Genomic DNA, 25,663 nt, shown 5'->3' with positions numbered 1-25,663 from the left:
CTGATAAACGGCCCGGGTGTTGAAAGGGTGGGAGATGGCTCCCCCACCCCGTCGGGTTTACTGCTGCAGTGCCTTGCTCACTTTCTCGAACAGATCCCGTGCCAGCCCCTCGAGGTTGGCCAGACGGGTCAGCTCGGTGCGGATCAGCGCCTTGCGCCCCTCATCGAACCGCTTGAACTGGATGAGCGGGGTGATGAGGCGGGAGGCAACCTGCGGATTGACCTCGTTGAGCTCGATCAAGAGATCGGTCAGGAAGCGGTAGCCGCGACCATCGCGCGCATGGAACTGCACCTGGTTGTTCATGGCAAAACTGGCCACCAGCGCCCGCAGCCGGTTCGGGTTGCGGATGCTGAAGGTGGGATGCACCATCGCCTGCTTCACCTCTTCCAACACGTCTTCCGCCGGCTTGGAGCCCACCAGTCGCAACCAGTTGTCCAGCACCAGCCCGTCCTTGGCCCACTTGCCTTCGAAATCGGCCAGCAGCTCGGAGCGGCACGGCAGCAGATGGCTGTTGGCCACCTGCAGCGCCGCCAGGGTATCGGTCATGTTGTCGGCGGTGGCATATTGCTGGCGTACCAGCAGATCGGCACTGCCGGCGTCGAGCGCCGCCAGATAGCCCAGCACGACCCCCTTGAGCGCCCGCTTGGCCATATCGGCGTGCACCACCTGATAAGCCGGCAGGCGCAGCGCCTCGTAGCTGCTCGTCAGACGGGCACCGAAGGCGTGAGCCAGCGAGGTGTGGATCTCGTTGCGCACCTGATGGATGGCATCGATGTCGGCCACCTCGAACAGCTCGGCCAGGGTCGCCTCACCCGGCAGCGCCAGGATCTCCGCCTTGAGGGCCGGATCCAGCTCGCCGTCATCCAGAATGGCGACAAAGGCCGCCAGCAGGGTCTGGGAGAGCTCAACCCCCTGCCCGTGCTGCACCCGGGCCACGCCGTCGATGACCGCCTTGTTGATCAGCATTTGCGCTGCATCCCAGCGAGCAAACTCGTTGCGGGCATGGCGCATCAGGAAGGCCAGCGCTTCGTCGCTGTAGTCAAAATGCAGCTTGACCGGTGCCGAGAAGTCCCGCAGCAGGGAGGGCACCGGCTTGACCGCCACCCGATCGAAGACGAAGGTTTGCTCCGCTTCCAGCACGTCCAGCACGTTGCCGATGGCCTTGCCCTGATACTGCAACGGAATGACGGCCCCTTGCTCATCATAGAGTTCGATGTCGAGCGGAATATGCAGCGGCAGTTTTTGCGGCTGATCCTGGGTCGGCGGGGTGTGCTGGCTCACGTGCAGACGATAGACGCCGCTTTCGGCATCGTACTCGTCGGTCACAGTGAGCTCGGGAGTGCCGGACTGGCTGTACCAGCGGCGGAAGCGGCCGAGATCCACCCCGGAGGCATCTTCCATCGCCTGCACGAAGTCATCACAGGTGACGGCCTGACCGTCAAAGCGCTCGAAATAGAGGCGCATGCCGGCCTGGAAGGCGGCCTCACCCAGCAGGGTGTGCAGCATGCGGATCACTTCCGAGCCCTTCTCGTAGACGGTCAGGGTGTAGAAGTTGTTCATCTCGATCACCACATCCGGGCGGATGGGGTGGGCCATGGGGCCGGCATCTTCGGCAAACTGCGGGCCGCGCACGGTGCGCACGTTGTTGATGCGATTGACCCCGCGCGAGCCCAGATCGGAGGAGAACTCCTGATCCCGGAATACGGTCAGCCCCTCTTTCAGGCTGAGCTGGAACCAGTCGCGGCAGGTGACCCGGTTGCCGGTCCAGTTGTGGAAGTATTCGTGGCCGATCACCCGCTCGATGCCGTGGTAGTCGCTGTCAGTGGCGGTAGCCGGGTTGGCCAGCACGAACTTGGAGTTGAAGATGTTGAGCCCCTTGTTCTCCATGGCGCCCATGTTGAAGAAGTCCACCGCCACGATCATATAGATGTCGAGGTCGTACTCGAGGCCGAAGCGCTGCTCGTCCCAGCGCATGGAGTTGATGAGGCTCTCCATGGCGAAACCGGCGCGATCCAGGTTGCCCTTGTCGACGAAGATCTCGAGGGCCACCTTGCGGCCACTACGGGTAGCGTAGCTACCCCGCTCCACGTCGAAGTCCCCGGCCACCAGGGCAAACAGGTAGCTCGGTTTGGGGAAGGGATCCTGCCACTGCACGAAGTGGCGGCCGTCACCCAGATCGCCGCTGTCGACCTTGTTGCCGTTGGAGAGCAGGAAAGGGAACTGGGATTTGTCGGCGGTGATGCGGGTGCTGTAACGGGCCAGAATATCGGGCCGGTCCAGGTAATAGGTGATGCGTCGGAACCCTTCTGCCTCACACTGGGTGCAGTAGGCGTCGCCGGACTTGTAGAGCCCTTCCAGCGCGGTGTTGGCGGCCGGATCCAGCAGGGTCACGATGGTCAGCACGCACTCGGCCGGCAGGTTGAACAGGGTCAGGCCGCTCTCGCCCTGCTCGTACTGGGTGAAGGGCACCCCGTCCACGCTGACGCTGTGCAGGGAGAGACCCTCCCCATCCAGCACCAGCGGTTCATTGTGCTCGCCATTGCGCCGCAGACGGGAGATGGCGGTCACCTGGGTCAGCGGCTCCTGCAGTTGAAAGTCGAGATCGATGCTGTCGATCCAGTAGAGCGGAGCCCGGTAATCCTGGCGATATTTGGCCGTCATGGCCTGGGAGTGATCGGTCATTATTGTTTGCTTCCACGCTTGTAATTGACGTGTCAGAGGCTGTCACAACCGGTTGGCAGGGTCAAATAGTTTGCATTCAGGCAAAAGAAAGGGCGACCTCAGTCGCCCTTGTTGATTAATTGACTCGCCGATGATCAGCTGCGTTTGCTGAGTTTGGCCAGGTCCGCCGTGATGTTGGCAGCCTCGACCAGATACTCGTCGGGGGTCTCGAAATCGGCAGGCAGTTCATCCAGACTCTTCACCGCCGGCTTGCCGAGACGGGCAAGGCGCTCATTGGTACGCTTGAGAGCCTTCTCATCCTGCTTGGCTTGATCCGCCAGACGCTCCGCCTCGTTGAGGGAGACCGACTTCTTGTCTTTCTCCTCCTTGTAGTCGGCAATGTCCTGCATCACGTAGGCAAACTCCGGATCCTTGTTGATCCGCGCCTCATGGGCAGACTGCAGCTTGGGCAGCAGGCTGGCGAAGTTGCCGAGCTTGTCGTACTTAGCCGATGCAATCTTGTCCCACGGCAAGGCGTTGAACTCGCGGCTCTCGCCCGTCTCTTCCGGCGCCACCGCGGTCGGGAAGCTGATGTCCGGGGCGACGCCCTTGTTCTGGGTGCTGCCACCGTTGATCCGGTAGAACTTGGCGATGGTGTACTGCACGTGACCGAGCGGCTGCTCGTAGAAGTCGTACACCTTGGCGAGGCTGCGATGCTGCTGCACCGTGCCCTTGCCGAACGAGTTCTCGCCGAGGATCAGGGCACGGCCGTAATCTTGCATGGCGGCAGCAAAGATCTCGGAGGCCGAGGCGCTGTATCGGTCGATCATCACCGACATGGGGCCGCCGTAGTAGACGTTGCCGTCGTCATCACCGTTGACGGTGATGCGGCCCATATGATCCCGGATCTGCACCACGGGACCGCTGGCAAAGAACAGGCCGCTCAGGGCAGAGGCTTCGGTCAGTGCGCCGCCGCCGTTGCCACGCAGATCGACGATGAGGCCATCGATCTTCTGCTTGTTGAGGCTGGAGAGCTCCTTGATCACGTCATCGTGCAGGTTGACGTAGAAACTCGGGATCTCAAGCACCCCGATCTTCTTGCCTTCGGCGGTGATCACCTTCGACTTGGCGGCTCTGTCTTCCAGACGCACCTTGTCACGCACCAGCTCGATCTGCTCGGTCTTGGCGGCGGCGCCCTTGCCACGCTGGATCTCCAGCTTCACCTTGCTGCCCTTTGGTCCCTTGATGAGTTCGACCACGTCATCGAGACGCCAGCCGATCACATCGACAATCTTGCCGTCGTCCTGCCCTACCCCGACGATCTTGTCATCGGGCTTGAGGTGGTTGGACTTGGCAGCCGGACCACCGGGCACCAGGGAACGAATGACGGTGAAGTCATCCTCGGCCTGCAGCACGGCACCAATTCCCTCCAGCGAGAGGTTCATCTCGGTGTTGAAACGATCGGCGCTGCGCGGAGACAGATAACTGGTGTGCGGTTCGATGGCGCGGGCGAAGGAGTTCATGAAGAGCTGGAACACGTCCTCGCTCTCGGTCTGGGACATCCGCTTGATGGCGTTGTTGTAACGCTTGCCAAGCAGTTCCTTGATCTCGGGCCACTCCTTGCCGCTGAGCTTGAGGCTCAGGGCATCGAACTTGACCCGCTGGCGCCACAACTCGTTGAGTTCGGCTTCGTCTTTCGGCCAGGCCGCCCCTTCCCGATCAAAGATGTAGTTGTCGGGCTGGGTAAAATCGAAAGGAGTATCGAGCAGTTTGAGGGCGTATTCGAACCGCTCATAACGCCGCTGCTGACTCAGGTTGAACATCTCGTAAGCCGGAGCCAGCCGTCCTCTCTCGAGGTCGGTGTCAAAACCGGTACGGTACTTTTCAAAGCGGCTGATATCAGAGGCCAGAAACAGGTTGCGGCTGTAGTCCAGATTCTCCAGATACTTGTCAAAGATCACGGAGGAAAAGGCATCGTCCAGCTTGAACTGCTTGTAATGCGAGCGGGTAAACAGATTGGCAATTCGCTTGCTAGCCGTAGCATGTTGGCTCTCCTGAGCCAACACAGGCAAATCACTTTCCTTGAGCACCGGCTCGATGGCCTGTGCAAGCCCGGCAAGCGCCAGGCTACAGGCAACGAGGGAAAAACGAATTACGCCATGCTTCAACATTTGTCTCCTTAGAGAACCAGGTGCTCGAATTTGACCCGCAGCATCATGCCGGTCTGCAATTGAACCTGAACGTCATCCTTGGTCACTTCCTTGATGGTGGCCGGCACCGGAGACTTGCCCAGCACAACCCGGACGCCCTGATCCACTTTCAGGGTAGCGGCATCCACTTTGACCAGCGGGGCTTCGACAGCAGCGGGAGCAGCCTTGGGAGCGGCTTTCGGCTTGTCGGATTTGGCGGCAGCATCGGCCTTGCGCGGGGCAGGACGACGTGGCTGCTTGGCCTTCTCTTCTTTGGTGTTGGTACGACGGCTGGCAAAGACACGCTCTTTGCTCTCTTTGAGGGCTTGCTTGGCGTGCTCGATGTGCTCTTCGGTGAGCAGCTCGCCCGGATTGCCGTCCAGATCGACACGGGCCTGACCAGCCTTGAGGCCATGCAGGTAACGCCAGCTGGAGGTGTATTGACGCAGAGCAGAACGCAGCATGGTCTTGGAGACTCTGGCGTCGTCAGCAAGACGCTCGGCCAAATCCTGGAAGATGCCAATCTTGAGCGGCTTGGCCTCTCCTTCAGCGATGAAGCAGGCCGGGAATTTCTCGACCAGGTAGGCAACGATCTCTTTACTGTTCTTCAGCTTCTCAGTGTTTTCCATGTATAACCTTGGCTTTCATATAAACGCGCGGGCACACCCGAGCACAACAAAGGCCCCATTATAGAGAGCTTGGGGCCTTTTGCGAACCATCAAGCAATGACTTAGAGCATGCTTTCCAAAATTTGCACCGTTTCTTCCAGTCCAATCCGGTCTTGCGCATCAAAACGGTTAAAGATTGGACTATCGATATCCAGTACGCCAATGATCTCGCCACCACGCCGCAGTGGGATCACGATTTCGGCATTGCTGGCACCGTCGCAGGCGATATGACCTTCAAACTGGTGCACGTCGTCGATGAGCTGGGTCTTGCCCTCGGCCACCGCCGTACCACACACCCCGCGCCCGACCGGAATGCGCACGCAGGCCGGCTTGCCCTGGAACGGGCCGAGCACCAGGGTCTCACCCTGCAACAGGTAAAAGCCGACCCAGTTGATGTCGGCCAGCTCCTGGTTGAGCAGTGCAGACAGGTTGGCCAGGTTGGCGATGAGATCCGGCTCCCCTTCCAGCAATGCCTGGGCCTGCTGGTTGAGGGTGCGATAAAATGCTTGTTTTTCAATCATGATTAAATGAACTTCACTCCCTGACAATCAGTGCAAGGTAACGCCCCGCCTGAAAAATTCAAATCAATTTTCACCTCTCCCCCATCCTTTCTTCAATCAGGCGAGGCATTTAGCGGGCGACGGAGAGCGCCAGTTGCTGGCGCTGGCCATTGCTCCACTCGATATTGAGCAGCCAGACCATCAGCGGCGAGGTGCAGGATCCCACCAGCGTAGTCCCCTGCCAGCCCTGCTCGGTGGCCTCAAAGTTGACCGGAATGGTCCCCATGAACATGTCCCGCCCCTCCAGCCACGCCTTCACCGGCGTCACGGCCGGATCGCCGCCCTGAAGCTGTATCACAAAGTCACGTTCGGCCTGCACCGGCAGCGAGGCAAGGCGAACGGTCAACGGCTTGTCACCCAGCCGGGTGTTGCAGCTGGTGTGGGACAGATCACAAATCTGATCTTTTTCTGATCCCGCCACCGCCGTCTGCACATTGCCGAACCAGGTTCGATAGGCAACCAATCCGAGCAAAATGGCCAAGACGATCGCCAAATGGGCAATTTTGCGTGAAGTGAGTCTCTCTTTCATGAAAAAACAGCCTTGTAAGATGTCTGAAAAATGACATTTTCGTGATCTCGCGCAAGGTAAATAATTGAACAGGCGAGACCCAACGGAGCCAAATATATCACTGTTTATACTGTTATTTTACCTGTCAGTTCAGTATCATTCCCATTGAATTTTCATTTAGCTACTTTTTGCTTTTCCTTTCATTAACAGTTGTTAACAAGAGAAAAGGCAGTAGCCAATGAAGTCGGTCCACGTCACTGGACACAAAATCAAACAACAGCAGCATCGGAAGCGGAATACAACGATGAGCCATACAACTAACCATCCTGAGTACAACTACACCGTTGTTCGCCAGTTCACCATCATGACGATTGTCTGGGGAATTGTCGGCATGTCGGTTGGCGTACTGATCGCAGCCCAGTTGATCTGGCCTGCCCTCAACTTTGATACTCCCTGGCTGACTTACAGTCGCCTTCGCCCTCTGCACACCAACGCGGTCATCTTCGCGTTTGGTTGTAGCGCCCTGATGGCGACCTCCTTCTATGTGGTGCAACGCACCTGTCAAACCCGACTGTTCGGCGGCAAGCTTGCCTCCTTCGTGTTCTGGGGCTGGCAGGCGATCATCCTGTCGGCCGCCATTTCGCTGCCGCTGGGATACACCACCTCCAAGGAGTACGCAGAGCTAGAATGGCCGATTGATATCGCCATCACCATCGTCTGGGTCGCCTATGCCGTGGTCTTCTTCGGCACCCTGGTCAAGCGCACCACCTCCCACATCTATGTGGCGAACTGGTTCTTTGGTGCCTTCATCATCACGGTGGCCGTGCTGCACATCGTCAACAACATGGAAGTGCCGCTCTCCGGCATGAAGTCCTACTCCATGTACTCCGGCGCCATGGATGCCATGGTGCAGTGGTGGTATGGCCACAACGCGGTAGGCTTCCTGCTGACCGCCGGCTTCCTCGGCATGATGTATTACTTCGTGCCCAAGCAGGCGGGTCGTCCGGTCTACTCCTACCGTCTCTCCATCGTTCACTTCTGGGCGCTGATCTCCCTCTACATCTGGGCCGGTCCGCACCACCTGCACTATACCGCACTGCCTGACTGGGCCCAGTCGCTGGGCATGGTGATGTCCCTGATCCTGTTCGTGCCCTCCTGGGGCGGCATGATCAACGGCATCATGACCCTCTCCGGTGCCTGGCACAAACTGCGTTACGACCCCATCCTGCGCTTCCTGATCGTGTCCCTGTCGTTCTACGGCATGTCCACCTTCGAAGGCCCGATGATGGCGATCAAGACCGTCAACGCCCTCTCCCACTACACCGACTGGACCATCGGTCACGTCCACTCCGGCGCACTGGGCTGGGTTGCCATGGTCTCCATCGGTGCCGTGTACCACCTGATCCCGAACCTGTTCGGCCAGGGCCGCATGTACAGCATCAAGCTCATCAACGTCCACTTCTGGCTGGCTACCGTGGGCACCGTGCTCTACATCGTCGCCATGTGGATTTCCGGGGTGATGCAGGGTCTGATGTGGCGTGCGGTCAACGACGACGGCACCCTGACCTACAGCTTCGTAGAAGCGCTGCAGGCCTCTTATCCCTTCTACTTCGTGCGCTTCCTGGGTGGCTGCTTCTTTGTCACCGGCATGTTGCTGATGGCCTACAACGCCTATCGCACCATCACTGCGCCCAAAGGTTCCCTGGAACCTGTCGCACAGCCAGCATGATTGAAGAGGTCAAAGCATGAGCAACAATAACCGTCACGAGATCTTTGAAAAGAGCGTTCCCATGCTGGTGGTCGGCATCATATTTGCCATCAGCCTGGGGGGCCTGGTCGAAATCACCCCGCTGTTCTTCCAGAAGCAGACCACTGAGCCGGTCGAGGGCCTCAAGCCCTATACCGCTCTGCAAATGGAAGGGCGCGACATCTTCATCCGCGAAGGCTGCACCGTCTGCCACAGCCAGATGATCCGTCCGTTCCGCGCCGAAACCGAGCGTTACGGCCACTACTCGGTCGCCGGTGAGAGCGTGTGGGAGCACCCCTTCCTGTGGGGCTCCAAGCGTACCGGTCCGGATCTGGCCCGGGTCGGCGGTCGTTATTCCGACGACTGGCACCGTGCTCACCTGATCAACCCGCGCGACGTGGTGCCCGAGTCCAACATGCCCGCCTTCCCTTGGCTCGACACCAACGTGCTGACCGGTGAACTGACTGGCAAGAAGCTGGCCCTGTTCCGTGATCACTTCGGCGTACCCTACACGGATGCCGACATTCAGGGGGCCGGTGAGGCCGTGAAGGGCAAGACCGAGCTGGATGCGCTGGTAGCCTATCTGCAATCTCTGGGTCATGCCCTGAAATAAAGGAGTCAGGATATGGATTACGGCACATTTCGCGGCCTGTATACCCTGCTGTTGATGGCCATCATGATCGGCATCATCGTCTGGGCCTACAGCAAGCGCCGCAAGACCTCCTTCGACGAGGCTGCCAATCTGGTTTTTGCCGACGACGAGCAACCCAGTGCTGATAACAAGAACGCAGGAGCGAAACAATAATGAGCACTTTGTTTAGCATTTTTGTCACCGTCATCAGTCTGGGGACCATCCTTGGCTGCTTCTTGCTGCTGGTCTGGTGCCTGCGCGACAAGATGGGGGTGGAAGAGGGCAAGTCCATGGGACACGCCTTCGACGGCATCGAAGAGATCAACAACCCGCTGCCGAAGTGGTGGACCTACATGTTCCTCTTCTTCATCGTCACCGGTCTGGTCTATCTGATTGCCTTCCCGGGCCTTGGCAACTTCAAGGGCGTACTGGGCTGGCAGAGCTCCAACCAGGACGTACGCTCGCTGGCCGAGTCCAAGGCTGCGGCGGCCTCCGCCAAGGCTGAAGGGCGCGCGGTGGAGTACGATCGCGAGCTCATCAAGGCCGACGAGATCTACGGCGCCAAGTTCCGCGAACTGGCCTATCAGGCCGATGGCAAGACCTATCGTGCCATCGAAGAGATCGCCGCCGATCCGGAAGCCCGCAAGGTGGGTCAGCGTCTGTTCCTGCAAAACTGCTCCCAGTGCCACGGCTCCGACGCCCGCGGTGGTCGCGGTTTCCCGAACCTGACCGACAGCGAATGGCAATGGGGCGGCGCGCCCGACCAGATCAAGACCACCATCATGGGCGGTCGTCAGGGCGTGATGGCAGCCTGGGGCGAGATCCTCGGCAAGGACGGGGTCAAGGAAGTGGCCTCCTACGTGCTGAGCCTCTCCGGTCGCAAGGTGGACATGGTGGAAGCCAAGAAGGGTGAAGCGCGCTTCACCATCTGCGCCGCCTGTCACGGTCCGGACGCCAAGGGCGGCATCGCCTTCGGGGCGCCTGATCTCACCAACAACACCTGGCTCTATGGCGGTTCCCGTCAGGTGGTCGAGCAGACCATCACCCACGGTCGTCACGGCGTGATGCCGGCCTGGAAGGATATTCTGGGTGAAGACAAGGTGCACCTGCTCGCCTCCTATGTTTACAGCTTGTCCCACAACGACCAGCAAAATAAGCAGTAACATGTGATAAACACGTGATTACTCAGCAAAAAGCCTCGACTCTTCGAGGCTTTTTGTTATCTTGTGTTGACTGAAATTCCTCTGTTTCGTTAATCACTGGTTTCACGGTAGTAGCACTATGTCCCAACCCTGGTATCGCCAATTCTGGCCCTGGTTCATCATCGCCCTCCCGACCGCAGCCGTGATCGGCAGCATCAGCACGGCGATCATCGCCAGCAAGGATGGCGTCAACCTGGTGGCCGAAGACTATTACAAGCAAGGCAAAGAGATTAATCAGGATCTCAGCAAGTTTGATCGCTCCGAAGCCCTCAACATCCACATCGCGCTGGAAGTCAACGGCAACGAGCTGACCCTCAAGCCGCTGTCGGGTGATATCCCGGCCGGCCAGGCGCTCTACCTCTCCCTGTTTCACCCCACCCTCGCCGGCATGGACAGCGAGCACATGGTGACCGCCGACGGCAACGGCGTCTATCGCCTGCTGCTCGACAAGCCGCTCACCGGCAAGTGGCACGTGCGGGTAGATGCCTTCAACCACGAATGGCGGCTGCAAGAGACTGTCCAGCTCCCCACCAAGGCCCCCGTCGAACTCGATCCCAAAGGACGCTGAGTCATGAGCCGTCCTGTTCACCATGACACGCCGGCAGCAACCGGCGCTTCACTGTTTCTGCCGACAGGCCGGGTAGCCTGCGGCCAGCTGTCATGAGCGGCTGCTTTCACTGTGGTGAGCCGGTGCCCGCCGGCAGCCGCTATGCCCTCGAGATAAAAGGCATAGTCCAGCCCATGTGCTGCCCCGGTTGTCAGGCGGTGGCGGAAACCATTCTGGAGTGCGGCCTGGCCAGCTACTACGAGCACCGCACCGCTCCCGGCACCAAGGGCGAGCTGGTACCCGCAGAGCTCGCCGCCCTCACCCACTATGACTTGGCCGAAGTGCAGCAGGATTTTGTCACCGACAGCGCCACCGGCAGCCACAAGGTGCGCGAGATCCAGCTGACGGTGGAAGGCTTGACCTGCGCCGCCTGTGCCTGGCTCATCGAACGCCATCTGGGCAATCTGGCCGGGCTGCACTACATCAACGTCAACACCACCACCCACCGGGCCCGCATCAAGTGGGATCCGGACCGGCTCTCTTTGAGCGACATCCTCAAGGGTTTTGCCAAGATCGGCTATCGCGCCTACCCCTTCCAGACTCACCAGCAGGAAGCGCTGTACGCCCGCGAGGTGCGCAGCTACATGTTCCGGCTGGCACTGGCGGGGCTCGGCTCCATGCAGGTGATGATGTGCGCGGTGGCGCTCTACATGGACCTCTTCATCAGCGTCGAAGAGGAGTTCATGGTCTACTTCAAGTGGATAAGTCTGCTGCTCTCCACCCCCATCATGATCTACTCGGCCCAGCCCTTCTACGTGGGCGCCTGGCGCAGCCTCAGGCAGGGACACCTCTCCATGGACGTGTCGGTATCGCTGGCGCTGATCGGCGCCTTCGTCGCCTCCATGTGGGCCACCGTGTTCAACACCGGAGAGGTCTATTACGACTCCATCACCATGTTCGTCTTCTTCCTGCTGCTGGGACGCTTCCTCGAGCTGCGGGCCAGACGCAAGGCCTCCGAGTCGAGCTCCAACCTGGCGCGGCTGGTGCCCATCATGGCCACCCGGCTCGATGAGGATGGCGAACACGAGGTGGCCGCCAAGACGCTGCAGGTCGGCGACCGGGTACGGGTGCTGGCGGGTGCCACCCTGCCGGCGGATGGCATCATCCTGCTTGGGCAGGCCAGCCTCAACGAATCCATGCTGACCGGTGAACAGCTGCCGCTGCTCAAACAGGCGGGGGATGCCGTCTATGCCGGCACCATCAACACCGACGCCCCCCTCGAAATCCGGGTCAGCCATCGCATTGAAGAGTCGCGCCTGGCCCAGATCATGCGGCTGCAGGATCACGCGCTGGACGACAAGCCGGCCATCGCCCAGATGGCAGATGTGCTCTCCCGCCACTTCATTCTGGTGCTGCTGTTCATCGCCGCCGGGGTCTGGACCTTCTGGCACTTTCATCAGCCAGAGCAGGCCTTCTGGGTCACCCTGGCGGTGCTGGTGGCGACCTGCCCCTGCGCCCTGTCGCTGGCCACCCCCACCGCGCTCACCTCGGCCACCGCTCGCCTGACCCGTGCCGGCATCCTGCTGCGCCGCGGCCACGTGCTGGACGTGCTGACCCGGGCCAACCGCATCGTGATGGACAAGACCGGTACCCTGACCACGGGCAACATCAGCCTGACCAGCACGAAGGCCCTGGGCAATCTCGACGAGGCGCGCTGCCTTGCCATCGCCCGCGCCCTGGAGGCCTATTCCGAACACCCCATCGCCCGCGCCTTTCGCTGCAACGCCGCAGAGGACGCCGTGCTGCTGGCGGCCAGCAAGGTGACCCCCGTCATCGGACACGGTATCGAGGGGGCGATCGACGGTCGCCACTATCGCCTCGGCAGTGCCCGCTGGCTTGGCATCAGCGATGCCCACGAAACGCAGACGGACGGGCTGGTCATCTACCTGGCCGACGAGGATCGGACGCTCGCCCGTTTCCTGCTGACCGACACCCTGCGCCCCGATGCGAAGGCGCTGATCCAGGCCTTCAAGGCAGCCGGCCTCAAGACCACCATCCTCACCGGCGACAGCTCTGCCCAGGCCGACGAGGTGGCCCGCGAGCTGGGGGTCGACGAGCTGGTCAAGGGCGTCACGCCGGATGGCAAGCTGGCCTACCTCAAGGAGCACGAGGCCCGCGGCGACATCAGCATCATGGTGGGTGATGGCATCAACGACGCCCCGGTGCTGGCCGGCGCCCACGCCTCCTTCGCCATGGCCGGCGGCACTGACCTGGCCAAGAACAGCGCCGATGCCATTTTGCTGGCCGACGATCTCTCCCGCCTGCTGGATGCCCGCACCCTGGCGCTGCGCACCCGCAAGATCATCAAGGAGAACTTCGCCTGGTCCATCGGCTACAACCTGCTGGTGCTGCCATTGGCGGCGAGCGGCTGGCTGCCCCCCTACGTGGCGGCGGCGGGCATGTCATTGAGCTCCCTCATCGTGGTCACCAACTCCATGCGGCTCAACCGCTGAGCCGTGGTCACAGGGACAGACAGGGTGAAGGGAGCTGGCTCCGGTCAGGCTCCCTTCACCATCAAATCGACGGGTCTGTGGCCACCAACGGGTGTACCATGGCCCCTTTCATTGCAAGGCTTGCTGCATGAACATCATCTTCGTCCTCATCCCCATCGCCATCCTCTTTGTCATCATCGCCGGCGCCGTCTTCTTCTGGGCCATTCGCTCCGAGCAGTTTGAAGATCTCGACCGCCAGGGTTCCAATATCCTGTTCGATGAAGAGCAACCCGCCCCCAAACACGCCGAGCACGAGTCCAAAGATGACGGCCACCCTTGATCTGCTGGGCGCCCTGCTGGTGGGGCTGGCTGGCGCCGGCCACTGCATCGGCATGTGCGGCGGTGTCTCCGCCGCCCTCTCCATGGCCATTCCTGCCGAGAAGCAGCACTTCTGGGGCCGGCTCGGTTACCTGCTCAACTACAACCTCGGCCGGATCTTGAGCTATGTGATTGCCGGTGCCCTGGTCGGGGGACTGCTGGCCACCACCAGTGAACTCGGCGCGGGCAAGCACGCCATCGCCGGCTTGCGGCTGGTGGCGGCCTTCCTGATGATTGCTCTCGGGCTCTATCTCGCCGGCTGGTGGCAGGGAGTGTTGCTGCTCGAGCGCATTGGCGCCAGGTTGTGGCCCCGCCTCAAGCCGCTGGCGGGCAAGTTCATCCCCTTCACCTCGGCCTGGCAGGCACTGCCGTTTGGCATGGTGTGGGGCTGGCTCCCCTGCGGGCTGGTCTACTCCATGCTGACCTGGAGCGCAGCGGCGGGATCCGCTGGCGGCGGAGCGCTGATCATGCTCTTTTTCGGCCTCGGCACCCTGCCAACCCTGTTTGCGCTGGGAGGGTTGGCGGATCGGCTGCGCTACTGGCTGACCCTGCGCAGTTTGCGCCTTGGTGGGGCCCTGCTGCTCATCGCATACGGGCTGCATACCCTCTGGATCGGGATTGCGTCCTTTTGAAACCCTATCCAAAACGGATGAGTTGATGGTAAACTTGTTTGATATAAATCAATTATTCGTATGAGCCTATGATCCCGGAAAAGAAACCTGGCAGACGTATTCAGAGCGGTGGCTGTGCAATTCATTGCCAGGATTGCAGCATCAGCCAGCTCTGCATTCCCTTCACTCTGAACGACAACGAGCTCGATCAGCTGGACAGCATCATCGAGCGCAAGAAGCCGATCCAGAAGGGTGAAGAGTTGTTCAAGGCCGGCGATGAGCTTAAATCGCTCTACGCCATCCGTTCCGGGACCATCAAGTCATACACCATCACCGAGCAGGGTGACGAGCAGATCACTGCCTTCCACCTGGCTGGCGATCTGGTTGGGTTTGACGCCATCCACAAGCAGGCGCACCCCTCCTTCGCCCAGGCGCTGGAAACCGCCATGGTGTGCGAGATCCCGTTCGACGTGCTCGACGATCTCTCCGGCAAGATGCCTAAACTCCGCCAGCAGATCATGCGGCTGATGAGCAACGAGATCATGGGCGACCAGGAGATGATCCTGCTGCTCTCCAAGAAGAACGCCGAAGAGCGCCTCGCGGCCTTCCTGCACAACCTGTCGGTGCGCTTCTCCGAGCGTGGTTTCTCCGCCAAGGAGTTCCGCCTCTCCATGACCCGCGGCGACATCGGCAACTACCTCGGCCTCACCGTCGAGACCATCAGCCGTCTGCTAGGCCGCTTCCAGAAGTCCGGTCTCATCAGCGTCAAGGGCAAGTACATTACCGTACTGGATCACGTCGCCCTCGGCGTCATGGCCGGTGCAACCCGCCCCCCCTGCGGTTAAGCTTCCTCTCTCTGGTGCCGGATCGGTTTACCCCGAAATTTGATCCGGCACACGTCCCCCCTTCTCCTCCTGAGCTAAGCTGTAATGGCTAAAGGTCTGCCATCATTGGTATTTTTGCCAAGGAGGAGGAGAACATGGTCAAGTACCGAAAAATTCTGGTGGTCATCAACCCGGAAGAAGAGCGGCAAATCGCCCTCGAACGTGCGGTCAAGGTAGCCGAGCTGGATGAAGGCGCCCAACTGACCCTGTTGCTCACCATTTACGACTTCTCGTATGAAATGACCGCCATGCTGTCGGTGGATGAGCGGGAAGAGATGCGCCACGGGGTGATTGCCCAGCGCCGCGAATGGCTCGATGACATTCTCAAACCCTACCGCGCCCGTGGGCTGGATTGCGAGATCAAGGTGGTCTGGCACAACCGTCCCTTCGAATGCATCATTCAGGAAGTGCTGGAGCAGCGCCACGATCTGGTGGTCAAGGCCACCCACCACCACTCCTTCCTGCAAACCTTCATCTTCACCCCCACTGACTGGCATCTGCTTCGCAAGTGTCCCTGCCCCGTGCTGCTGGTGAAAGAAGGTCATTGGCAGCGGGGCGGCAACATCATCGCCGCCATCAATTGCTCCAGCGACGATCAGGATCAGAAGCTGCTCAACGAGCGGATCACCGAAGAGGGGATCGCCATCGCCGAGCTGCTCGGCTCCAACCTCTATCTGGTCAACACCTACCCGGGCACCCCGGTCAACGTGGCCATCGAGCTGCCGGAGTTTGACCCCAACGCCTACAACGACGCCATTCGCAAACACCATGAGAGCCTGCTGCTGAGCCACGCCGACAAATACGGCATCGGCCATCTCTGGACCCGGGTGGCGGAAGGCCTGCCCGAAGAGGTGCTGCCCGATCTCGCCGGCGAGCTGCAGGCCACCCTGATGATCATGGGGTGCGTCGGTCGCACCGGGCTCTCCGCCGCCCTGCTCGGCAACACCGCCGAACACGTGGTGGATCGTCTCGCCTGCGACATGCTGATCCTCAAGCCCGCCGATTACAGCTGCCCGGTCGATAGCCGCCGTCCAGCATAAGCCTTTCTTGCCCTCCCCCGGGACATGGCTATAATAAGCCGCTTATTTTTGTCCCGGGTTTCAGGTCATGCTAGAAGAGCTTAACGCCAAAGAAAAATACAGTTTCAACAAACTGCAGAAGCGCCTGCGGCGCAACGTAGGTCAGGCCATCGCCGACTTCAACATGATTGAAGAGGGTGACAAGGTCATGGTGTGCCTGTCCGGCGGCAAGGACAGCTTCGCCATGCTCGACATTCTGATGAGCCTGAAGGCCAGCGCCCCCATCCACTTCGATCTGGTGGCGGTCAACCTGGATCAGAAGCAGCCCGGCTTCCCCGAGCACGTGCTGCCCGAATACCTGACCACCCTCGGCATCGACTTCAAGATCGTCGAAGAGGATACCTACGCCATCGTCAAGGAGAAGGTGCCGGAGGGCAAGACCACCTGCGCACTCTGCTCCCGCCTGCGCCGCGGCATTCTCTACCGCACCGCCCAGGAGCTGGGCTGCACCAAGATTGCCCTTGGCCACCACCGCGATGACATCCTCGAGACCCTGTTCCTCAACATGTTCTACGGCGGCAAGCTCAAGTCCATGCCGCCCAAGCTGGTGAGTGACGATGGCAAGAACGTGGTGATCCGCCCGCTCGCCTACTGCAAGGAGAAGGACCTGGTACGCTACGCCGAGGTCAAGGCCTTCCCCATCATCCCGTGCAACCTGTGCGGCTCCCAGGAGAACCTGCAGCGCCAGGCCATCAAGCAGATGATGCAGGAGTGGGATCGCCGCTTCCCGGGTCGTCTCGAGACCATGTTCACCGCCATTCAGGACGTGATCCCGAGCCACCTGCTCGATCACAAGCTGTTTGACTTCAAGAGCATCAACCGCGACTCCGGCATCATCGACGGCGGCGACAAGGCGTTTGATCCGCCCGAGCTGCCCAAGGCGCCGCTGCTGGACATCGACGAGATGGACATGCTGGACGTCATTGAGGTGCGCTAAGCCCACCTCAGCCATAAAAAAGGAGCGCCAGGCGCTCCTTTTTCATTTTTATGCTGGCCACCCTCGGTAGCGGCTCAAGATGGGCTAGCCCTTGTGCAGCCAGGGGGTCAGCCGCAGGATCTCTCCCTGCAGCTGCAGCTTGCCCTCGGCAAACGCCGCCAGCTGGGCGTTGCTCAGCAGCAGTTGCCCCTCCTGCCAGGGCAGCGGCAGCTGGCGAGCACCGTCGATGAGGTAGGCGGTGCCGCTTGGCTGCACCAGGCTGACCCTCACCCCCGTCATCTCGGGCAGGAAATATTTGCCAACCATACCGGCCAGCTTCTCCAGCAGGCTCTGCATGTCGTGCTGGCGGCCCGTCAGCTCGCTCACCTTGAGCTCCCACCCACTGTCTGCCGGCGGTGGTACGTCCGCCATCACCTGCACCGACAGATCGCAGGCCTCGTGGGGCTCGGTGAGCCCCACCACCACGGTCGCCTTGTCGAGATTCAAGTCGTCGTCATAGGGCAGCCGCAATTCGCTGTCAACGGTCACCTCGGCCGCCACATCCCGATCCAGGGTCGAGACACGGGCCGAGGTGAGCAGGCAGCGCCGGCCATTTTGCTGATCGGTCAGATAAAAACCCAGCCTGGCGTGACCAAACTCCCCTTTGGCGAAGGTCTTCATCTGGCTGTAGAAGGTGCCGTACTGCAGCTCAAGGGAGGGCTGCGCCACTGCCAGCATGGGCGCCATCAGCAGCGCGGCCGCCATCCCGTATCGATTGTTCATATGCCATCCTTTTGCATCACACATCTGCACGCGCCACTATCTGTTGCTGTTGTCTGACGCCCTGCATGCCCGTCAGGCGTTGAAATGATCGGGGCCCTGGCTCACCTCGGTCACTTCGACCGCTACCCCGCACAGATCCCGGTAGAGGATCCCCTTGCAGTTGAAATAGAGCGGTGCCACCCAGATAAGTCCGAGCCCCATGGGGATCAGCGCCAGGAAGAACAGCGCCATCATGACCCCGTGCAGCAGCACAATGCTGGGCCAGCCGCGGGCAAACAGGCGCAGGGAGACCAGGATGGCCTGCACCGGCGACAGGCCGCGCTCCAGCACCAGCGGCACGGTAAACACCAGCCCCATGCCGATCAGGGCCGACGGAATGAAGGCCAGCATCACCGGCAGACCCAGCAGTTCGAACAGCGGGCCGAACAGGCTGGTGATGAGGCTGCCGAGCAGGCTCAGGCTGCCAAGGCGCAGGAAGTGGCGAAAGAAGTCGAACACCTGGCTCGGCCGGGCACGCACCCCCACCGACTGCTGCAAGCCCAGCATGTCGAGGCAGGAGGTCATGGGCGACATGATGATGGTGATGAGCAGGCTCAGCACCAGGGCCACGTCCATCCCCCCTTCCTGATTGACATAGGGAGCGAGCAGGGTGTTGCTCAGAAGCATCCAGATGGCCGTCACCCCGACGATGGCCAGCAGCAGGCCGAATCCGGTGCGCCGCGTCTGTTGCCAGCTCTCCTGCAATACCCCCTTGAGGTCGAGACGATATCCCTGGCTCAGGGACTGTTCGAGGGAACCACCTATCCGCATTTTGTTACTCAATTGACTATCCAATATCCGAAAAACTGCTATTCAGGGAGCACATTATAGCGATTTGACCCGGCATGCGTAGCCGTTTTTCCCGCTCGGCTGCGCTCAAAAAGCCTTTGATTTCATCAGCCCCCATAGTCCAGGCCAGGATCCCCTCCTTGGCCGACGCCAACCAGGGGCGTAGGATGCCAGGCGACAGTGCGGATTTTTTTGCGCGCCCCGACCCACACGGGAATACAGGGGGCACGCGCTTCACAAGGAGATGTTCATGTCTGATTTGACCCTCTATCTTGCGCCCGGTACCTGCGCCATGGCCGTGCGTATCGCCCTCACCGAAGCCGGTGCCCCTCACCGGATCAAGCAGCTGGATCTGGCGGCCGGCGAGCAGCGCTCCCCTGCCTACCTCGCCATCAATCCCAAAGGCCGAGTGCCGGCGCTAGTGACCGAGCGGGGCGTGCTCACCGAGACACCGGCCTTGCTGCTCTATGTGGCGCAGCGTTTTCCCAATGCCGGGCTGGCGCCGCTGGACGACCCCTTCCTGCTGGCCAGGATGCAGGAGGTGCACGGCTTTCTCGCCGCCACCGTGCACGTCGCCCATGCCCACGGCCGGCGCGGCAGCCGCTGGGCCGATGATCCGCAGGCCATCGCCGCCATGCAGGCCAAGGTGCCGCACAACATGCGCGAGGGCTTTGCCGAGATTGAACGCCATTATCTGGCCGGCCCCTGGGTGCTGGGGGAGCGGTTCAGCCTGGCCGACATCTACCTGTTCGTGGTGGCGAGCTGGCTCGAGGGCGACGGGGTGGCCATCAGCGAATTTCCCAAGGTAGCGGATCACTATCGGCGCATGCTGGCGCGCCCCGGCGTGCAGCAAGGGCTCGCCCTCTAGTCCTCTCGTTGCGGGTGCCAGTGCTCTTCTGGCACCTGTTTTTCCCCGCTTTCCCCTCGCCATTGAGATCGTTTTCACATTTCTGCCATCTCTTGGTGGATCAAAACCGCCTGAGCGCCTATCTTCCACCTCATAACGCAACCGGTTGCGTAACCGGTTGCCTAGCTAACATCAGATACGCGGGCATAGCCTGCCGAGGTGCTGTATGAAACGAGGCGTACTGCTCAATGCTCCCCTGAGTGCCCTGGTGGCACGGATGGGTCACACCGACGAGATCACCGTCTGCGATGCCGGCCTGCCCATTCCGGCCGGCCCGGAGCGCATCGATCTGGCGCTGATGGCGGGGACGCCGAGCCTTGAAACCGTGCTGACCGCCCTGCTCACCGACCTGGTGGTGGAGAAGGTGATCATGGCAAGCGAGATCAAGCAGATCAGCCCCGCCGCCCATCAGGCGCTGGTGGATCAGCTGGAGGCGCACGCCGCCGCCCAGGGCAAGCCCATCACCATCGAGTACTGCCTGCACGAAGCATTCAAGGCTCGCTCCCACCAGAGCAAGGCCATCGTGCGCAGCGGCGAGGTGACCCCCTACGCCAACCTCATTCTCTGCGCCGGCGTGGCGTTTTAAATTCCCAAGGAAGCAGCTATGAGCAACGCCAATATGCTCCCCTCGCCCATTCTGGCTCTTTCCGGGATCGTCAAGACCTTCCCCGGGGTGCGTGCCCTCGATGAGGCGGGCCTCAAGGTCTATCCGGGTCAGGTGATGGCCCTGCTCGGCGAAAACGGCGCCGGCAAGTCGACCCTGATGAAGGTACTGACCGGCATCTACCAGGCCGATGCGGGCAGCATCAGCTATCGCGGCCAACCGGTTCACTTCAAGGGCCCCCGCGACTCCCAGGATCAGGGGATCAGCATCATCCACCAGGAGCTGAACCTGCTGCCGGAATTGTCGATTGCCGCCAACATCTTCCTCGGCCGCGAACCCCGTACCCGTTTTGGCAGCATCGACCACAAGCAGCTGCGCGAACGGGCCAGCGGCCTGCTGGCACGGCTTGGCGTCAAACACGGCCCGGATACCCGGCTCGGGGATCTCTCCATCGGTGAACAGCAGATGGTGGAGATCGCCAAGGCGCTGTCGTTTGATGCCAGTGTCATCATCATGGACGAGCCCACCGATGCCCTCACCGACACCGAGACCGAGCAGCTGTTCGTGGTGATCCGCGAGCTGCGTGAGCAGGGCTGCGGCATCGTCTACATCTCCCATCGCTTGAAGGAGATCTTCGAAATCTGTGATCGGGTCACCGTGCTGCGCGATGGCAAGTGGATCGGCGAGCAGGCGGTGAGCGAGCTCGACGAAGACAGGATCATCGAGATGATGGTGGGTCGCCGGCTGGAAGAGCAGTACCCGCGCCTCGCCCGCGAGCTCGGCCCGGTCAGCCTGCAGGTCAAGGATCTGGCCGGCCCCGGCGTGCGCGGAGTGAGCTTCTCCCTGCGTCAGGGTGAAATTCTGGGCTTCAGCGGCCTGATGGGCTCCGGGCGTACCGAGCTGATGAAGCTCATCTACGGTGCCAGCCCCATCAGCGCCGGTGACATCACCGTGGATGGCCATGCACTGGTCCCCAAGAGCCCGGCCGATGGCCTGGCCGCCGGCATCGCCTACATCTCCGAGGATCGCAAGGGCGACGGCCTGGTGCTGGAGCTGTCGGTGCGCGAAAACATGAGCCTGTGCGCCCTCGGCGAGTTCATCAGCCACGGCAAGATTGACGGCCAAGCCGAGCGCCAGGCGGTGGGGGACTATGTGCGCCTGTTCAACATCAAGACCCCGAGTCAGGATCAGCTGATCAAGCTCCTCTCCGGCGGCAACCAGCAGAAGGTGGCCATCGCCAAGGGGTTGCTGACCCGGCCCAAGGTGCTGATCCTGGATGAGCCGACCCGCGGCGTCGATGTCGGCGCCAAGAAGGAGATCTATCAGCTCATCAACCAGTTCAAGAAGGAGGGGATGAGCATCATCCTGGTCTCCTCCGAAATGCCGGAAGTGCTCGGCATGAGTGATCGCATCATGGTGATGCACGAAGGGCGCATCAGCGCAGAATTCAACACCCGCGATGCCAATCAGGAGAAGCTGATGGCAGCGGCAGTCGGTAAACAATGGCAAGCAGAGCAAGAGGCAGCACAATGACAACCCAAACCCTTTCCCGCCGCGGTGTCATGAGCAAGGCCTGGTGGATCGAGAACAAATCCCTGGTCGCGCTGCTGGTGCTGATCGGCGTGGTCTCCTTCCTGAGCCCCAACTTCTTCACCGCCGACAACCTGCTCAACATCCTGCGTCAGACCTCGGTCAACGCCATCATGGCGGTCGGCATGACCCTGGTCATCCTCACCGCCGGCATCGATCTGTCGGTCGGCTCGGTATTGGCCCTGTGCGGCGCCCTGGCCGCCACCATGGTCGCCATGGAGCTGCCCATCGCCCTGGTGATCCCCCTCACCCTGGGGGCCGGCGCCCTGCTTGGCGGCATCAGCGGCCTCATCATTGCCAAGGGCAAGGTACAGGCCTTCATCGCTACCCTGGTCACCATGACCGCCCTGCGCGGCGTTACCATGGTCTATACCGAGGGGCGCCCCATCTCCACCGGTTTCAGTGACGGCGCCGATCACTTCGCCTGGCTGGGTACCGGTTACCTGTTCGGTCTGCCGGTGCCCATCTGGCTGATGGCCATCGTCTTCCTGCTGGCCTGGTTCATGCTCAACCACACTCGCCTGGGCCGCTACATCTATGCCCTCGGCGGCAACGAATCGGCCACCCGCCTCTCCGGCATCAATGTGGACCGGGTGAAGCTCGCGGTGTATGGTCTGTGCGGCATGCTGTCGGCACTGGCCGGGCTCATCGTCACTTCCCGCCTCTCCTCCGCCCAGCCGACCGCCGGCATGGGGTACGAGCTGGATGCCATCGCCGCCGTGGTACTGGGTGGCACCAGCCTGATGGGGGGCAAGGGCCGCATCATGGGTACCCTGATCGGTGCCTTGATCATCGGCTTCCTCAACAATGCCCTCAACCTGCTCGACGTATCGTCCTATTACCAGATGATCGCCAAGGCCAGCGTGATTTTGCTCGCCGTGATGATCGATAACAAAAGCAAGTAAGCACACACAAGGAATGAAATGATGAAAAAGCTCAATACCCTGCTCGCTGCCGCCATCATGTCCGTGCTGGGCACCGCCCAGGCCGCCGATCACACCCTGGCCATGGTGGTCTCCACCCTCAACAACCCCTTCTTCGTCACCATGAAGGAAGGGGCCGAAGCCAAGGCCAAGGAGCTTGGCTACGAGCTGGTGGTGCTGGACTCCCAGAATGACCCGGCCAAGGAGCTCTCCAACATGGAAGATCTCACCGTGCGCAAGGTCAACGCCATCCTGATCAACCCGACCGATTCCGAAGCGGTAGGCAACGCCATCCGCTTGGCCAACAAAGCCAACATTCCGGTGCTGACCCTGGACCGCGGCGCGGCGCAGGGTGACGTCAAGGCCCACATCGCCTCCGACAACGTGGCGGGCGGCAAACTGGCCGGCGATTTCATCACCCAGAAGCTGGGTGCCGGTGCCAAGGTGATCCAGCTGGAAGGGATCGCCGGTACCTCCGCCGCCCGTGACCGCGGCGAAGGCTTTGCCCTCGCCGTGGCCGCCAACAAGCTGGAAGTGCTGGCCTCCCAGCCCGCCGACTTTGACCGTACCAAGGGCCTGAACGTCATGGAGAACCTGCTGGCCGCTCACCCGAGCGTGCAGGCGGTGTTCGCCCAGAACGACGAGATGGCGCTGGGTGCCATCCGCGCCGTGCAGGCCGCCGGCAAAGAGGTGATGATCGTCGGCTTCGACGGCACCGACGATGGCAAGGCCGCCGTAGCCAAGGGTAAACTGGCCGCCACCGTGGCCCAGCAGCCCGCTCTGATCGGCGCCATCGGCGTGGAAACCGCCGACAAGGTGCTCAAGGGCCAGCCGGTGGAAAAATCCATCCCGGTTCCGCTGCAAGTGGTCAGCAAGTAAGTTGACGGGGGGAGGTTCACCTCCCCCTTTTCACTCAAGGTTTACGGTGCCTCCCGGCCTGGATCCGGCTTTCGTGTCCATGCCAAGATGCATCAGGAGTACTCAACATGAATCGTCTCGTCGTTCTGGGCAGTGTCAATGCAGACCACGTGCTGCGCGTTCCCCACTTTCCTCGCCCGGGTGAAACCCTGACCGGCCACAGCTATCAAGTGGTGCCCGGTGGCAAGGGCGCCAACCAGGCGGTGGCCGCCGCCCGGCTAGGTGCTGAGGTCTCCTTTATCGCCCGCATCGGTGATGACGCCATCGGCCACCAGATGAAGACCGGCTTTGCCAAAGACGGCATCGACGTGAGCGCCGTCGAACTCGATCCCAAGCTCCCGACCGGCATCGCCATCATCTATGTGAGCGATGAGGGGGAGAACAGCATCGGCATCTCCGCCGAAGCCAACGGCGCCCTCACCCCGGCCGTAGTGAAAAGCCACCAGACGATGATCGCCGCCGCCCACACCCTGCTGCTGCAGCTGGAAGTGCCGCTGGAGAGCGTGCTGGAAGCCGCCCGCCTGGCCCGTACCCACGGCACCCGGGTGGTGCTCAACCCCGCCCCCGCTCGCCCGCTCTCAAGCGAACTGCTGGCACTGGTCGACCTCATCACCCCCAACCAGACCGAGGCCGAGCTGCTGACCGGCGTCAAGGTCACTGACGAGGCGAGCGCAGCCGAGGCGGCTGCCCGTTTCCACCAGATGGGCATTGCGGACGTGATGATCACCCTGGGCTCGCAAGGGGTCTATTGCAGCAAGGGACAGCAACAAGCGCTCATTCCGGGTTTTCGGGTGAAAGCAGTAGACACCACGGCGGCCGGCGATACCTTCAACGGCGCCCTGCTGGCGGCCGAGCTCGCCGGCGCCGACTTTGACGCTGCCGTGCGCTTTGCCCACGGCGCCGCCGCGCTCTCCGTCACCCGGTTTGGTGCCCAGAGCTCCATCCCGAGCAAGCAGGAGGTCGACGCCTTCCTGCTTGAGCAGACTGCGCAGGGGCACTGATGGCCAATATCAAGGAGGTGGCGGCGCTGGCGGGGGTGTCGACCACCACCGTCTCCCACGTCATCAACGAGACCCGTTTCGTCGCCGAGGAGACCCGCGAGCGGGTCTTCAGTGCCATGCGCGATCTCAACTATGCCCCGAGCCTGGTGGCCCGCAGCCTCAAGGTGAAGGAGACCAACAGTATCGGCATGCTGGTCACCACCTCCAGCAACCCCTTCTTCGCCGAGGTGGTGCGCGGGGTGGAGCGTTACTGCTTCGAGCAGGGCTACAACCTGATGCTGGGCAACACCGAGGGGCAGGCCGAGACGGCGCTCTCCTACCTCAAGATGATGCTGCGCAAGCGGGTCGACGGTCTGCTCATCATGTGCAGCGAGGGGCAGCAGGAGGTGTTCAACCAGCTCGACTGGCTCAAGAGCCTGCCGGTGGTGGTGATGGACTGGGGGATGGAGAGCGCCGACGTGGATCTCATCGCCGACAACTCCCATCGCGGCGGCTATCTGGCGACCCGCCACCTGCTGGGGCTGGGTCACACCGCCATCGGCTGCATCACCGGCCCCCACAGCCGCGCCCCCGCCAACCAGCGTCAGGCAGGCTTCGAGCAGGCGATGCAGGAAGCCGGGCTCACCGTCAACCCAGAGTGGGTTCAGGAGGGTGACTTCGACTGCGCCAGCGGCCACCAGGCGATGACCCGCCTGCTGGCGCTGCCCGAGCGCCCCAGCGCGCTGTTCGTGTGCAACGACATGATGGCGATGGGGGCCATCAGCGCCGCTCATCAGGCGGGGCTGGTGATCCCGCGTGATCTATCCATCGTCGGCTATGACAACGTGGCGCTGGCCGAATTCATGTCGCCGCCACTCACCACCGTCAATCAGCCGAAAGAGGAGCTGGGTCGGCTTGCCGTCACCCGGCTGCTGGCGCGCATCAATGGCGAGGCGGTGGCGGATCATCTGATCACCGTCGATCCTGACCTGGTGATCAGGGACTCCTGCGCTCCCCGCCCCTGAGATTCACGGGCATTAAACGCAGCAAGGCGACC

General features: G+C 61.6%; 25 protein-coding genes. 18 read left to right on the top strand and 7 right to left on the bottom strand.

Annotation, left to right across the window (positions count from 1 at the left end; genetic code table 11):
* Window positions 1–57: 57 nt before the first annotated feature.
* The 5 genes from pepN to E5E96_RS18240 form a co-directional block, all read right to left on the bottom strand.
* A complete protein-coding gene (gene pepN / locus E5E96_RS18260) occupies window positions 58–2,682 on the bottom strand; it encodes an aminopeptidase N (RefSeq protein ID WP_171282776.1) in 2,625 nt (874 codons plus the stop codon).
* A gap of 134 nt (window positions 2,683–2,816) precedes the next feature.
* Window positions 2,817–4,832: a carboxy terminal-processing peptidase gene (prc, locus tag E5E96_RS18255; protein ID WP_171282775.1), complete on the bottom strand. Its 2,016-nt coding sequence runs from the start codon at window positions 4,830–4,832 to the stop codon at window positions 2,817–2,819.
* A gap of 8 nt (window positions 4,833–4,840) precedes the next feature.
* Entirely contained in the window at window positions 4,841–5,479 is a 639-nt protein-coding gene (gene proQ / locus E5E96_RS18250) for an RNA chaperone ProQ (RefSeq protein ID WP_017410055.1), read from the bottom strand.
* A 101-nt stretch (window positions 5,480–5,580) separates the two neighbouring features.
* Window positions 5,581–6,039: a GAF domain-containing protein gene (locus E5E96_RS18245; protein WP_011706144.1), complete on the bottom strand. Its 459-nt coding sequence runs from the start codon at window positions 6,037–6,039 to the stop codon at window positions 5,581–5,583.
* Window positions 6,040–6,148: 109 nt separating this feature from the next.
* Window positions 6,149–6,607 carry a hypothetical protein gene (locus E5E96_RS18240; RefSeq protein WP_171282774.1) on the bottom strand — a complete coding sequence of 153 codons (459 nt, stop codon included), beginning with the start codon at window positions 6,605–6,607 and terminating at the stop codon, window positions 6,149–6,151.
* A 283-nt stretch (window positions 6,608–6,890) separates the two neighbouring features.
* Here E5E96_RS18240 and ccoN point away from each other — a divergent pair, with 283 nt between their 5' ends.
* The 11 genes from ccoN to ttcA all read left to right on the top strand — a co-directional run bounded on the left by ccoN (window position 6,891) and on the right by ttcA (window position 17,094).
* A complete protein-coding gene (gene ccoN, locus E5E96_RS18235; RefSeq protein ID WP_016350679.1) occupies window positions 6,891–8,315 on the top strand; it encodes a cytochrome-c oxidase, cbb3-type subunit I in 1,425 nt (474 codons plus the stop codon).
* 16 nt (window positions 8,316–8,331) lie between these two features.
* Entirely contained in the window at window positions 8,332–8,946 is a 615-nt protein-coding gene (ccoO, locus tag E5E96_RS18230; protein ID WP_005300783.1) for a cytochrome-c oxidase, cbb3-type subunit II, read from the top strand.
* Between the two features lie 12 nt (window positions 8,947–8,958).
* Window positions 8,959–9,138, top strand: a complete 180-nt coding sequence (locus E5E96_RS18225; protein ID WP_005300779.1) for a CcoQ/FixQ family Cbb3-type cytochrome c oxidase assembly chaperone — start codon at window positions 8,959–8,961, stop codon at window positions 9,136–9,138.
* Complete coding sequence (ccoP, locus tag E5E96_RS18220) at window positions 9,138–10,127, top strand: cytochrome-c oxidase, cbb3-type subunit III (protein WP_011706147.1); 990 nt, start codon at window positions 9,138–9,140, stop codon at window positions 10,125–10,127. The genes E5E96_RS18225 and ccoP overlap by 1 nt, the downstream gene beginning before the upstream one ends.
* Window positions 10,128–10,245: 118 nt before the next feature.
* Entirely contained in the window at window positions 10,246–10,734 is a 489-nt protein-coding gene (locus E5E96_RS18215) for a FixH family protein (protein ID WP_011706148.1), read from the top strand.
* A 92-nt stretch (window positions 10,735–10,826) separates the two neighbouring features.
* A complete protein-coding gene (locus E5E96_RS18210; protein WP_171282773.1) occupies window positions 10,827–13,226 on the top strand; it encodes a heavy metal translocating P-type ATPase in 2,400 nt (799 codons plus the stop codon).
* Between the two features lie 127 nt (window positions 13,227–13,353).
* Entirely contained in the window at window positions 13,354–13,545 is a 192-nt protein-coding gene (gene ccoS, locus E5E96_RS18205; RefSeq protein ID WP_171282772.1) for a cbb3-type cytochrome oxidase assembly protein CcoS, read from the top strand.
* Window positions 13,529–14,215 (top strand): sulfite exporter TauE/SafE family protein, encoded by a 687-nt coding sequence (locus E5E96_RS18200; RefSeq protein WP_024945239.1) that lies wholly within the window; start codon window positions 13,529–13,531, stop codon window positions 14,213–14,215. Before ccoS ends, E5E96_RS18200 begins: the two co-directional genes overlap by 17 nt.
* Window positions 14,216–14,283: 68 nt before the next feature.
* On the top strand, window positions 14,284–15,039 hold the full coding sequence (locus tag E5E96_RS18195) for an FNR family transcription factor (protein WP_005300768.1): 756 nt from the start codon (window positions 14,284–14,286) through the stop codon (window positions 15,037–15,039).
* 134 nt (window positions 15,040–15,173) lie between these two features.
* Window positions 15,174–16,118 (top strand): universal stress protein UspE, encoded by a 945-nt coding sequence (gene uspE / locus E5E96_RS18190; protein WP_005300766.1) that lies wholly within the window; start codon window positions 15,174–15,176, stop codon window positions 16,116–16,118.
* A gap of 67 nt (window positions 16,119–16,185) precedes the next feature.
* Complete coding sequence (gene ttcA, locus E5E96_RS18185) at window positions 16,186–17,094, top strand: tRNA 2-thiocytidine(32) synthetase TtcA (RefSeq protein WP_011706151.1); 909 nt, start codon at window positions 16,186–16,188, stop codon at window positions 17,092–17,094.
* An 84-nt stretch (window positions 17,095–17,178) separates the two neighbouring features.
* Here ttcA and E5E96_RS18180 read toward each other — a convergent pair whose 3' ends face one another.
* Both E5E96_RS18180 and E5E96_RS18175 read right to left on the bottom strand, forming a co-directional pair.
* Window positions 17,179–17,856 (bottom strand): DUF2987 domain-containing protein, encoded by a 678-nt coding sequence (locus tag E5E96_RS18180; RefSeq protein ID WP_171282771.1) that lies wholly within the window; start codon window positions 17,854–17,856, stop codon window positions 17,179–17,181.
* Between the two features lie 72 nt (window positions 17,857–17,928).
* Window positions 17,929–18,666 (bottom strand): hypothetical protein, encoded by a 738-nt coding sequence (locus E5E96_RS18175; RefSeq protein WP_171283247.1) that lies wholly within the window; start codon window positions 18,664–18,666, stop codon window positions 17,929–17,931.
* A gap of 268 nt (window positions 18,667–18,934) precedes the next feature.
* On the opposite strand from E5E96_RS18175, the gene E5E96_RS18170 reads away from it, so the two are divergent.
* From E5E96_RS18170 to E5E96_RS18140, 7 genes are all read left to right on the top strand, one after another.
* Complete coding sequence (locus E5E96_RS18170; RefSeq protein WP_130632375.1) at window positions 18,935–19,552, top strand: glutathione S-transferase family protein; 618 nt, start codon at window positions 18,935–18,937, stop codon at window positions 19,550–19,552.
* 205 nt (window positions 19,553–19,757) lie between these two features.
* Window positions 19,758–20,177, top strand: a complete 420-nt coding sequence (rbsD, locus tag E5E96_RS18165) for a D-ribose pyranase (protein ID WP_011706155.1) — start codon at window positions 19,758–19,760, stop codon at window positions 20,175–20,177.
* Window positions 20,178–20,195: 18 nt separating this feature from the next.
* The gene (rbsA, locus tag E5E96_RS18160) at window positions 20,196–21,728 is read left to right on the top strand and encodes a ribose ABC transporter ATP-binding protein RbsA (RefSeq protein ID WP_043167781.1); all 1,533 of its coding nucleotides are present in this window, start codon (window positions 20,196–20,198) and stop codon (window positions 21,726–21,728) included.
* Window positions 21,725–22,690 (top strand): ribose ABC transporter permease, encoded by a 966-nt coding sequence (gene rbsC, locus E5E96_RS18155; RefSeq protein WP_011706157.1) that lies wholly within the window; start codon window positions 21,725–21,727, stop codon window positions 22,688–22,690. The genes rbsA and rbsC overlap by 4 nt, the downstream gene beginning before the upstream one ends.
* Window positions 22,691–22,711: 21 nt before the next feature.
* A complete protein-coding gene (rbsB, locus tag E5E96_RS18150; RefSeq protein ID WP_010634030.1) occupies window positions 22,712–23,587 on the top strand; it encodes a ribose ABC transporter substrate-binding protein RbsB in 876 nt (291 codons plus the stop codon).
* A 107-nt stretch (window positions 23,588–23,694) separates the two neighbouring features.
* Window positions 23,695–24,627 carry a ribokinase gene (rbsK, locus tag E5E96_RS18145; protein ID WP_171282770.1) on the top strand — a complete coding sequence of 311 codons (933 nt, stop codon included), beginning with the start codon at window positions 23,695–23,697 and terminating at the stop codon, window positions 24,625–24,627.
* A complete protein-coding gene (locus E5E96_RS18140; RefSeq protein WP_171282769.1) occupies window positions 24,627–25,631 on the top strand; it encodes a substrate-binding domain-containing protein in 1,005 nt (334 codons plus the stop codon). Before rbsK ends, E5E96_RS18140 begins: the two co-directional genes overlap by 1 nt.
* The last annotated feature ends 32 nt before the right edge of the window (window positions 25,632–25,663 follow it).

The organism is Aeromonas sp. 1805 (assembly GCF_013085525.1).
Taxonomy (GTDB): Bacteria; Pseudomonadota; Gammaproteobacteria; order Enterobacterales; family Aeromonadaceae; genus Aeromonas; species Aeromonas hydrophila.
The sequence above is the reverse complement of the archived record's forward strand: the minus strand, read 5'-3'. Positions and strand labels throughout refer to the sequence as shown.

Coding starts and splice junctions, on each gene's coding strand:
- pepN (WP_171282776.1), bottom strand. CDS start 2,682: ATGACCGATCACTCCCAGGCCATGACGGCCAAATATCGCCAGGATTAC.
- prc (WP_171282775.1), bottom strand. CDS start 4,832: ATGTTGAAGCATGGCGTAATTCGTTTTTCCCTCGTTGCCTGTAGCCTG.
- proQ (WP_017410055.1), bottom strand. CDS start 5,479: ATGGAAAACACTGAGAAGCTGAAGAACAGTAAAGAGATCGTTGCCTAC.
- E5E96_RS18245 (WP_011706144.1), bottom strand. CDS start 6,039: ATGATTGAAAAACAAGCATTTTATCGCACCCTCAACCAGCAGGCCCAG.
- E5E96_RS18240 (WP_171282774.1), bottom strand. CDS start 6,607: ATGAAAGAGAGACTCACTTCACGCAAAATTGCCCATTTGGCGATCGTC.
- ccoN (WP_016350679.1), top strand. CDS start 6,891: ATGAGCCATACAACTAACCATCCTGAGTACAACTACACCGTTGTTCGC.
- ccoO (WP_005300783.1), top strand. CDS start 8,332: ATGAGCAACAATAACCGTCACGAGATCTTTGAAAAGAGCGTTCCCATG.
- E5E96_RS18225 (WP_005300779.1), top strand. CDS start 8,959: ATGGATTACGGCACATTTCGCGGCCTGTATACCCTGCTGTTGATGGCC.
- ccoP (WP_011706147.1), top strand. CDS start 9,138: ATGAGCACTTTGTTTAGCATTTTTGTCACCGTCATCAGTCTGGGGACC.
- E5E96_RS18215 (WP_011706148.1), top strand. CDS start 10,246: ATGTCCCAACCCTGGTATCGCCAATTCTGGCCCTGGTTCATCATCGCC.
- E5E96_RS18210 (WP_171282773.1), top strand. CDS start 10,827: ATGAGCGGCTGCTTTCACTGTGGTGAGCCGGTGCCCGCCGGCAGCCGC.
- ccoS (WP_171282772.1), top strand. CDS start 13,354: ATGAACATCATCTTCGTCCTCATCCCCATCGCCATCCTCTTTGTCATC.
- E5E96_RS18200 (WP_024945239.1), top strand. CDS start 13,529: ATGACGGCCACCCTTGATCTGCTGGGCGCCCTGCTGGTGGGGCTGGCT.
- E5E96_RS18195 (WP_005300768.1), top strand. CDS start 14,284: ATGATCCCGGAAAAGAAACCTGGCAGACGTATTCAGAGCGGTGGCTGT.
- uspE (WP_005300766.1), top strand. CDS start 15,174: ATGGTCAAGTACCGAAAAATTCTGGTGGTCATCAACCCGGAAGAAGAG.
- ttcA (WP_011706151.1), top strand. CDS start 16,186: ATGCTAGAAGAGCTTAACGCCAAAGAAAAATACAGTTTCAACAAACTG.
- E5E96_RS18180 (WP_171282771.1), bottom strand. CDS start 17,856: ATGAACAATCGATACGGGATGGCGGCCGCGCTGCTGATGGCGCCCATG.
- E5E96_RS18175 (WP_171283247.1), bottom strand. CDS start 18,666: ATGCGGATAGGTGGTTCCCTCGAACAGTCCCTGAGCCAGGGATATCGT.
- E5E96_RS18170 (WP_130632375.1), top strand. CDS start 18,935: ATGTCTGATTTGACCCTCTATCTTGCGCCCGGTACCTGCGCCATGGCC.
- rbsD (WP_011706155.1), top strand. CDS start 19,758: ATGAAACGAGGCGTACTGCTCAATGCTCCCCTGAGTGCCCTGGTGGCA.
- rbsA (WP_043167781.1), top strand. CDS start 20,196: ATGAGCAACGCCAATATGCTCCCCTCGCCCATTCTGGCTCTTTCCGGG.
- rbsC (WP_011706157.1), top strand. CDS start 21,725: ATGACAACCCAAACCCTTTCCCGCCGCGGTGTCATGAGCAAGGCCTGG.
- rbsB (WP_010634030.1), top strand. CDS start 22,712: ATGAAAAAGCTCAATACCCTGCTCGCTGCCGCCATCATGTCCGTGCTG.
- rbsK (WP_171282770.1), top strand. CDS start 23,695: ATGAATCGTCTCGTCGTTCTGGGCAGTGTCAATGCAGACCACGTGCTG.
- E5E96_RS18140 (WP_171282769.1), top strand. CDS start 24,627: ATGGCCAATATCAAGGAGGTGGCGGCGCTGGCGGGGGTGTCGACCACC.